This window comes from Paraburkholderia atlantica (assembly GCF_009362785.1).
Lineage (GTDB): Bacteria > Pseudomonadota > Gammaproteobacteria > Burkholderiales > Burkholderiaceae > Paraburkholderia > Paraburkholderia atlantica.
The window spans coordinates 1-7,162 of the sequence record NZ_WHNQ01000103.1 but is presented as its reverse complement, the minus strand read 5'-3'; the positions used below and the strand labels follow the sequence as shown (position 1 = coordinate 7,162).

Below are 7,162 nucleotides of genomic sequence, written 5' to 3'. Positions count from 1 at the left end.
GCCTGTGGCGGAGCGCATTACTGGGCTCGTCGGTTCTCGGCGATGGGCCATCATGTGCAGATCATTGCGCCGCGATTCGTCAAACCGTTCGTCAAATCCCAGAAGAATGATCGCAACGATGCGGAGGCGATCGTCGAAGCGGCGTCCCGTCCGACGATGCGCTACGTCGCCGTCAACAGCGTTGAACAGCAGGACATCCAGTCCATGCATCGCATCCGCAGCCTGCTGATGCGGGACCGCATCGCACAGATCAATCAGATTCGAGGCCTGCTGGCTGAATACGGTGTGGTTATTGCCCTCGACGTCGCAGCATGGCTCGATGCGCACGGCCGGTAGTCAGGACGCAGCCAGTGTTGATAACCACTGGCTCCCACGCAGTCCGAAGTGGCGCGCCATAACCCGCACCTGACATGCATAACCTGTGCAAAAATCATCGTGACCTGATCAGAAGCGCCGTCCTTGCCGTCTATGGAAACTGTCGAACTTGAACCGCTCGTGCTCGCCAATCGCCTCGGCGTGGCATTTTCTCTCGTCCGCCAGAACCGCCCGATCGAATGCGTGATCACGATCACGGCCCTGGAAGCGTATTTCTGGCTTGAGCTACGCGCAGGCGACGAGCGCATCCTCAAAACCTTTCGCAATGGCAACAGCCGCATCCGGGCGATAGCCGAACGGAAGTTGCTTGCCCATCCCGCGGCACGGCTCGTGCTGACGCCGGCAGATTCCTCGCGCTCCTGAGACACCGGTTTTCGCCTGTGGCGCATCCTTCCTCTCACGTTCCTGAATAGACTGCGACAGCGCGTGTAATGCGCCTTCGGCTAGCTGAGCGACTGATCGCGACGCGCAGGGAGGTGCTTCGGTGAAAGCATGCTAGCCGGTGCTAATCACTTGCCTCCCGCCGCGACACCAAACCGACCGGGCGTCACCTTTTGTCAGCTGGTTTTGGGGCGAAGCCCAACTGTCAAAGTGAGCGGCCCTGACTGTTAGTTGCAATTCCGCGCAGAAGACATTGAATGGCAACGACCGTGGCGATATGCTCACAACGCCCCAACACTTCACGCACAACGACCGACGCACCCGAAGGAAGTCAGACTATGCGATTGCGCCGCATCACCGCACGACGTTCTCCCGTACATGGCATGGGACTGTTCGCCCTACAGCCGATTGCTGCAGGCGAACGGGTCATCGAGTACAAGGGGGAATTGACCAGTTGGCGGCGCGCCGCCGGCCGCCAACGTTCCGGGGCTGGTCACACGTTCGTGTTCGGCCTATCCGATGTGCGTGTGATCGACGGCAGCCGTGGAGGCAACAGCGCCCGATTTCTAAATCACGCCTGCTCCCCCAACTGCGAAGCGATCGAGACGGGCGCGCGGGTGTTCATTCATGCCCTCACCGCTATCGCACCCGGCCATGAACTCTTCATTGACTATCGCCTGTCAGTTGACGGTGTGCTCACCGACGACATTCGTACCCGTTACATATGTCATTGCGGCGCTTCGTCATGTCGTCGAACTATGCTGCGCGGCAATGCTGAATCGGCGTAATCCTTGCACCGCAGACGGTCCGATGCGCGATACCTCCGGCCTCTGATACAGACACGCGCGTACCCGGACAACGAGGATTACCACGTGTCACACGAGACCATCTACCGCAGTCTCTTCATCCAGGCCCGTGGTGCCTTGAAGAAGGAATCGCTGGAACATCTACGGCGTACGCGGGTCATGCGGTTCCCGCCATTACACGCAGAAGACGGGCGACCACGGCAGGATCCGCGACACGGTGTCGATCAGCGAACGTGCAGCCACCGTTGAGGACCGCGCAGTGCCGGGACATTGGGAAGGTGACTTGCTTTGCGGCAGCGGCAGCAGCCAGATTGCGACGCTCGTCGAGCGCCAGACACGCTATGTCATGCTGTGAAGATTGTCAGCAAGGACAGCGAGGCGGTTGCCAATGCTCTCATCAAACATGCCTGCAAATTGCCGCAGGCGCTCTACAAATCGCTAACATGGGATCGCGGCACTGAGATGGCCAGCCACAAACGCTTTACTGTTGCCACTGACATTGCCGACTACTTCTGTGACCCACACCGTCCCTGGTAGCGTGGGTCGGCCGAGAACACGAATGGACTGGTAAGGCAGTACGGCAGATCAACAGCTTGGAGTTCGTGCGTTGCATTCCCCTCATGACCTCCGGGTCTCGTCGCACACACTCACATTGCCCGTCGAGTCATTTCATATGATGCATCCTACCAGGACTGGGACCACCCCTCCATCTTTCGAATTTGGGAATTGTCAGTAATCCAGGCGCTGGAGTCGAATGTGTGTTCATGGCCGCATTGAGACCGGATCGCCGCTGCGCGGCTAGGCAACCCGTTTAGCCAGTGCTGCCGTTGCAATGCGCCATGTGAATCACGCAATGTCGAACCTGTAAGTCTTGCAGGCGTGTCTGCCAGGACAACCCTGCGCTCTTCTTCAACCGGTAGCGGCGCGCGTAGAAGTTCGAGCGCGTGAGTAAAATCCTCGTCTGCTTCAAACTGCGTATGCGGCCAGTCGCTGCCCCACATAAGGCGATGCACGCCAAAGGCCGCTTTCAGAAAATGAAATGCCTCATGCGCATCATGGTCATCCGGGCGAAGCTGCCGTCGATTCCGGTACGCGGCCGATATCTTCACCCACACACGCTGCGTGTCAGCCAGTTCAAGAAGACGGCGAAAGCCTACGTCTCTTACACCGATATCCGGATCGGGCCTGCCGAAGTGATCGACGACGACATTCATGCCGGCGTCCAGAAGCGGCTCGACGATGTCCTGCAGCCGCGCAACTTCCACATGCACTTTGACATGCTATCTGAGATCGCGGACATGGGCGAGCGTTTACGCGCTCACCCATCTGTCGAGCGGCTGATCGGCATGTCCGATCAGGTTCAGCCGAATCCCTGCAATGCCCGCATTCGCCATCTCCGTCAGTGTGTCGATCCGACAATCACGCTCGATCACCGCGACACCGCGTAGCTGCTGCGGCGCGCGGCGCATCGCATCGAGCATATAGCTGCAATCGGTGCCGAGAAAGCTGGGCTGCACAAGCACGCCGTGTGATACGCCGTGCGTTTCCAGTTGGGCAAGGTATGCGTCGAGCGTGGCGTCGTAGTCGGGCACGTAGCGCCCGATCCGTCTCCCTGACCACCAGCTCCAGTTCACCATCATGCTTTACGCGCACGCGAATGGGCGAACGGCCCAGCTGAGTCGCTTACCTCGCTAAAAACGTCCTGTTCGAAGAAGCGCGCGCGGCGCGTGACACGAAGCTTAACTGGCCCTCGAAGATCGGGCCGATGGTTGCCGCGGACCTGGGCATTGACGCGGCTGACAAAGTCACCGAAGTGCTCGCGAACTAGTTCACGGAATCGCATTGAACTCCAACCACCCCAGGAGAACCATGGAACCACGCACCCAGCAGAGCGGCGCCGTCGCGCCGGCCGATGTAACGACCGACCTTGGGGTACACGCGCCACTGACAGCCGAAGCGCGCGCGATCTGGGATCGCAGTCGCGAAATGTACAACGGCGCTTTCGCGCGGCAGCCGAGCAGGCTAGCATTGAAGGGCTCTCATTGCAGCGGCAACAGACACCTGGCGAGGCACCGACCAAGGCTCCATCAGAGCTCCAACCGGAGCGCAAACAGACGTGCTATTGCTGCGGGCACCCGAACCCCGCAGCAGCGTTTGAGTGTGAGAAATGCTTTGTGAGGCCCTAGTCGTCATACCGCTTGCGCAAAATATCCGAGACGGTCTGCCGGCAGTTCGGCTTGTCAGGGGCTGACGGATGCTGCCCGACTCCGTGCGGCCGAGACCTGGGCACACACTTTGGGAGCCCGGGTCGCGCGAAGAACCAGGTACCCCACTGAGCTAGACTTGACCTATCGCTTGTACCGCCGAGACATGACATGTTCGATAGACAGACGCACCGAGGCTTCAGCATCACGGTGACAGCGCGCGACGACGTACGCGGCGGCTCCAATGTCACGCTGCTTGTCGAGCGCATCTTTTCCCACCGGGACGACGTGCGCACCGGCGCGCCGCTCGCAAAACCGGAGCATTACCACTCCGTCCACCCCGCAACTGCGGCCGTCGGCGAAGCCATGCGACGAGTCAGGCGGCTAATTGACGAGGCACTCGGTGAACGCGATCCGCTGGAAGGCGAGTAATTTTCAATTCGCAACTCTCCAGCCCGGTCTGCAGCGCGCCTTGCCCGGATTTTAAATCTGACCAAGCCAACGACTGGCTCGCCCTTTCGGCAAGCCGGACAAAATCGATCGCTGCGAAGCGTGAAACCACGGCGGACACCCCTAGGGAAACGCTGATCAATGAGCCCGCCGCCGGTGATCCAGCGCATACGGCTCGCGATTTTTAAAACAGGAAGGCCGTCGCAGCAATTTCTGGGCACCTACGCGACCGACTTCCTGCATTTTTCACACGCCAGACGGACTGCTCCCATGACATGGCCGCAACCGGTTACGCGCCATCGCCAGGTTCGCCAGCGCAAACAGGCTGAACAGTTGTGCAGTGTTCTTGAGCAACCCCTTGTAGCGCACCTTGCCATGCCGGAACAGGTTCTTGACAACATGGAACGGATGCTCGACGCGCGCACGAATTTGCGCCTTGGTCCGCTCGACCGCGACCACCAGCTCCTTCAGCGCCCCTTCGGGCATCGCCTTGATCTTGCTGCGCCTGGGCGCCACGTGCCACTTCACCGTCTTGCCCTTCATGTCCTCGCGCTTGCCCACGCCCGTGTAGCCTGCATCGCCAAACGCTTCGCGCTCGTAACCGTGCAACAGCGCATGGGCCTGCGAGACATCCGATTCGTTGGCCGCCGTGGTGACCAGGCTGTGCACCAGCCCCGAGTCGGCGTCGACACCGAGATGCGCCTTCATGCCGAAATGCCCGTCGTTACCCTTTTTCGCCTGGTGCATTTCCGGGTCACGGCTGTTCCCGGCGTTCTTCGTGGACGGCGGGGCCTCGAAGATCGTCGCATCCACCAGCGTGCCTTCCTTCATCATCAGCCCGCGCTCGCACAACTCAATGCCGATCTCGTCGAACAGCTTTCGCGTCAGCTCGTGATCGACCAGCAGACGCCGGAACTTCAGCAGCGTGGTGGCATCCGGCACATTCTCGCGCGCCAGGTCGATACCGGCGAACGCACGCATCGCAATGCTGTCGTAGAGCGCGTCTTCAAGCCCTTCGTCCGACAGGCCGTACCACTGTTGCAGAAAATAGATTCGCAGCATCCGCTCCAACCCGACCGGCGGGCGGCCCCGCTCGCCTTTTGGTAGTAAGGACCAGTCGCCAACAACAGGCGCTGCCACGGCACCAGCTTTTCCATCTCCGCCAGGAAGCGCTGCCGTTTCGTCACGCGCTTCTTACCCAAGCTTTCTGCTTCTGCAAAACCGATCTGCCGTTTCATGATCGTCGCGCCGTTCCATAAGCTTCTTACTACAACGTCCTCGGCCTCCTCAGCGATGACTGCCGAGCCGAATTGATCAGCGTTTCCCTGGGGCAACGATTTCCGTCCCGCTCCGTCTTCGTCGACGGAATTCGCCACGTTGAACGAAACGAGAGCCCCAAAGTGGGGGCTCGACAATAAGGGAGATTTCCCCGCTTAATCCACTCGCGTTTGAAACGCGAGTTGGACAAGACGCCTCAAGGCGGTGGCCGGCCCGTCGAACTGCCATGTTCAACGAAAAGCATTTACCGGCACTGGGGCAGGCTGAGGAGGTTGTCCGCAGTGGTCACGTCGTGCCCCGTCCTGAGGAATTTTTGGCCTTGCGGGGTTTGCCAGACGAGCACATCAGCAGTCTGGCCACCTCCGACAACATAGAAGCTCCACCTGCCCGTCTCAATCCCGTTAATAGCGTCTTTCTCGCTGATCTTCCACCGGCTCCCGTCGGGGTTCTTTCCGCCGATATGCGAAATGGCCTCGTGCCTACTTTGCTTTTTTGTCTTCCTGATGCAGAGAACCTGAATACGCTGCGCCATAAAACCCCCGCTCTTTATGATGGAGTTTGATATTGCACGATCCATCATATTAAGGAATTACAGGTTAACCCGCGATTTATGCGATATGTATTGGCGCAGATCAAACGGATCGGGATTTACTAAAACACAAGTCATTTCAATTCCTTCCGAGAAATCAGATTTGAAAGCCGACTTAGAGCCAACCGATTTCTCCCGAACCACCGAATCGGTGGTCTCGACGATTTGGGTCATTTTCACTAGGGGTCGTGAAACGCGCCCCCCTTGCAGGCTGATGAAAGATTATTTCGAACAGCGCCGTCGTCGACCGCGCGCACTATCGGATCGGATGCTCGCGACGCCGCGGCCTATTCGGTTGATGCCGCATTGCAAAGCGGATGGTCAAAGTGATGCACCCTTTGATGCGGTATGACCACCCAGTTGCACTGCATGAGACTAACGAGCGACTATGTTTCCTCGGAACGCGTAGGAAACCTATTTGGAGGGATTTGCGCAGTTTCCAGATGAAGCGGACCCACATCGAACGAGCGACACACATAAACGGATCGTTCTGCAGCGATACATTAGCCCTCGCGCGCCGCAAACCCGGCACCCCTCCCTTCTGTCAGTTTTGTCAGTGCCCCGGGGGGCGTGCAGAGAAAAACGCAGCCCGAAACGGCCTCGCCGCGCCATCCAAAACCGACGATTCGTAGCTTAGGTGTCGGCAAGAGCAACGCCTCAGACGCGGTTGGCGCCGGCCATCGAGGAGCCGCTCGAGTTAGAGCACCCAGGGTGTGAGTTCAATTCGCACCGTTTTCGTCGGCGTCAAGGCGTCGCATCGTCTCGCCGCAATTCCATGGTAGTGTCTGGCGTCAACTAGAACTGCCGTCGGCGACAACTAAAATTGCCGCCCTATGCCGTCGCTGCGGCTGACGCTGTCGGCTTCGCACCGGCAGCTTTTGCGCGATAGCTCTCGACACCCATCAAGTCGAGGACGACGCTGTGGTGCACTACGCGATCGATCGCCGCAAGCGTGGTCATCGGGTCTTTAAAGATGCGTTCCCATTCCGAGAACACGAGATTTGTGGTGATGACGATGCTCTTTCGCTCGTAGCGCTCGGCGAGCAACGTGAACAACACCTCCATTTCATCGCGGTCGT

The 7,162-nt window shown here is 59.2% G+C and carries 6 protein-coding genes and 3 pseudogenes; 5 read left to right on the top strand and 4 right to left on the bottom strand.

What is annotated here, in order from left to right; all coding sequences use genetic code 11:
* From GCT19_RS40355 to GCT19_RS40340, 4 genes and pseudogenes are all read left to right on the top strand, one after another.
* Window positions 1–291, top strand: a pseudogene (locus tag GCT19_RS40355) (IS110 family transposase); the annotation flags it as partial.
* A 177-nt stretch (window positions 292–468) separates the two neighbouring features.
* Window positions 469–738 (top strand): DUF1488 family protein, encoded by a 270-nt coding sequence (locus GCT19_RS40350; protein WP_018436608.1) that lies wholly within the window; start codon window positions 469–471, stop codon window positions 736–738.
* A gap of 356 nt (window positions 739–1,094) precedes the next feature.
* Window positions 1,095–1,544, top strand: coding sequence for an SET domain-containing protein (locus tag GCT19_RS40345; RefSeq protein ID WP_026228930.1), 450 nt, complete (start codon window positions 1,095–1,097; stop codon window positions 1,542–1,544).
* A gap of 60 nt (window positions 1,545–1,604) precedes the next feature.
* Window positions 1,605–2,096, top strand: a pseudogene (locus tag GCT19_RS40340) (IS30 family transposase); the annotation flags it as partial.
* 149 nt (window positions 2,097–2,245) lie between these two features.
* Here the strand turns inward: GCT19_RS40340 and GCT19_RS45015 are convergent.
* Window positions 2,246–3,199, bottom strand: a pseudogene (locus GCT19_RS45015) (amidohydrolase family protein).
* 738 nt (window positions 3,200–3,937) lie between these two features.
* Here GCT19_RS45015 and GCT19_RS40330 point away from each other — a divergent pair.
* Window positions 3,938–4,198 (top strand): hypothetical protein, encoded by a 261-nt coding sequence (locus tag GCT19_RS40330; protein WP_013094604.1) that lies wholly within the window; start codon window positions 3,938–3,940, stop codon window positions 4,196–4,198.
* Window positions 4,199–4,462: 264 nt separating this feature from the next.
* Here the strand turns inward: GCT19_RS40330 and GCT19_RS40325 are convergent.
* The 3 genes from GCT19_RS40325 to GCT19_RS40315 all read right to left on the bottom strand — a co-directional run.
* Window positions 4,463–5,454 (bottom strand): IS5 family transposase gene (locus GCT19_RS40325; protein ID WP_152854977.1). Its coding sequence is split into 2 segments (ribosomal slippage): window positions 4,463–5,322 and window positions 5,322–5,454, totalling 993 coding nucleotides; the frame shifts between segments, so codons are not numbered across the junction.
* A gap of 284 nt (window positions 5,455–5,738) precedes the next feature.
* Window positions 5,739–6,026 (bottom strand): DUF3892 domain-containing protein, encoded by a 288-nt coding sequence (locus GCT19_RS40320; protein WP_013094605.1) that lies wholly within the window; start codon window positions 6,024–6,026, stop codon window positions 5,739–5,741.
* A gap of 888 nt (window positions 6,027–6,914) precedes the next feature.
* A partial coding sequence (locus GCT19_RS40315) for an ATP-binding protein (protein ID WP_193727519.1) occupies window positions 6,915–7,162 on the bottom strand: 248 nt, incomplete at its 5' end.

Bases quoted from the DNA above. Each gene is read 5' to 3' on its own strand.
- GCT19_RS40345 (WP_026228930.1), top strand. From the start codon at position 1,095: ATGCGATTGCGCCGCATCACCGCACGACGTTCTCCCGTACATGGCATG.
- GCT19_RS40350 (WP_018436608.1), top strand. From the start codon at position 469: ATGGAAACTGTCGAACTTGAACCGCTCGTGCTCGCCAATCGCCTCGGC.
- GCT19_RS40330 (WP_013094604.1), top strand. From the start codon at position 3,938: ATGTTCGATAGACAGACGCACCGAGGCTTCAGCATCACGGTGACAGCG.
- GCT19_RS40320 (WP_013094605.1), bottom strand. From the start codon at position 6,026: ATGGCGCAGCGTATTCAGGTTCTCTGCATCAGGAAGACAAAAAAGCAA.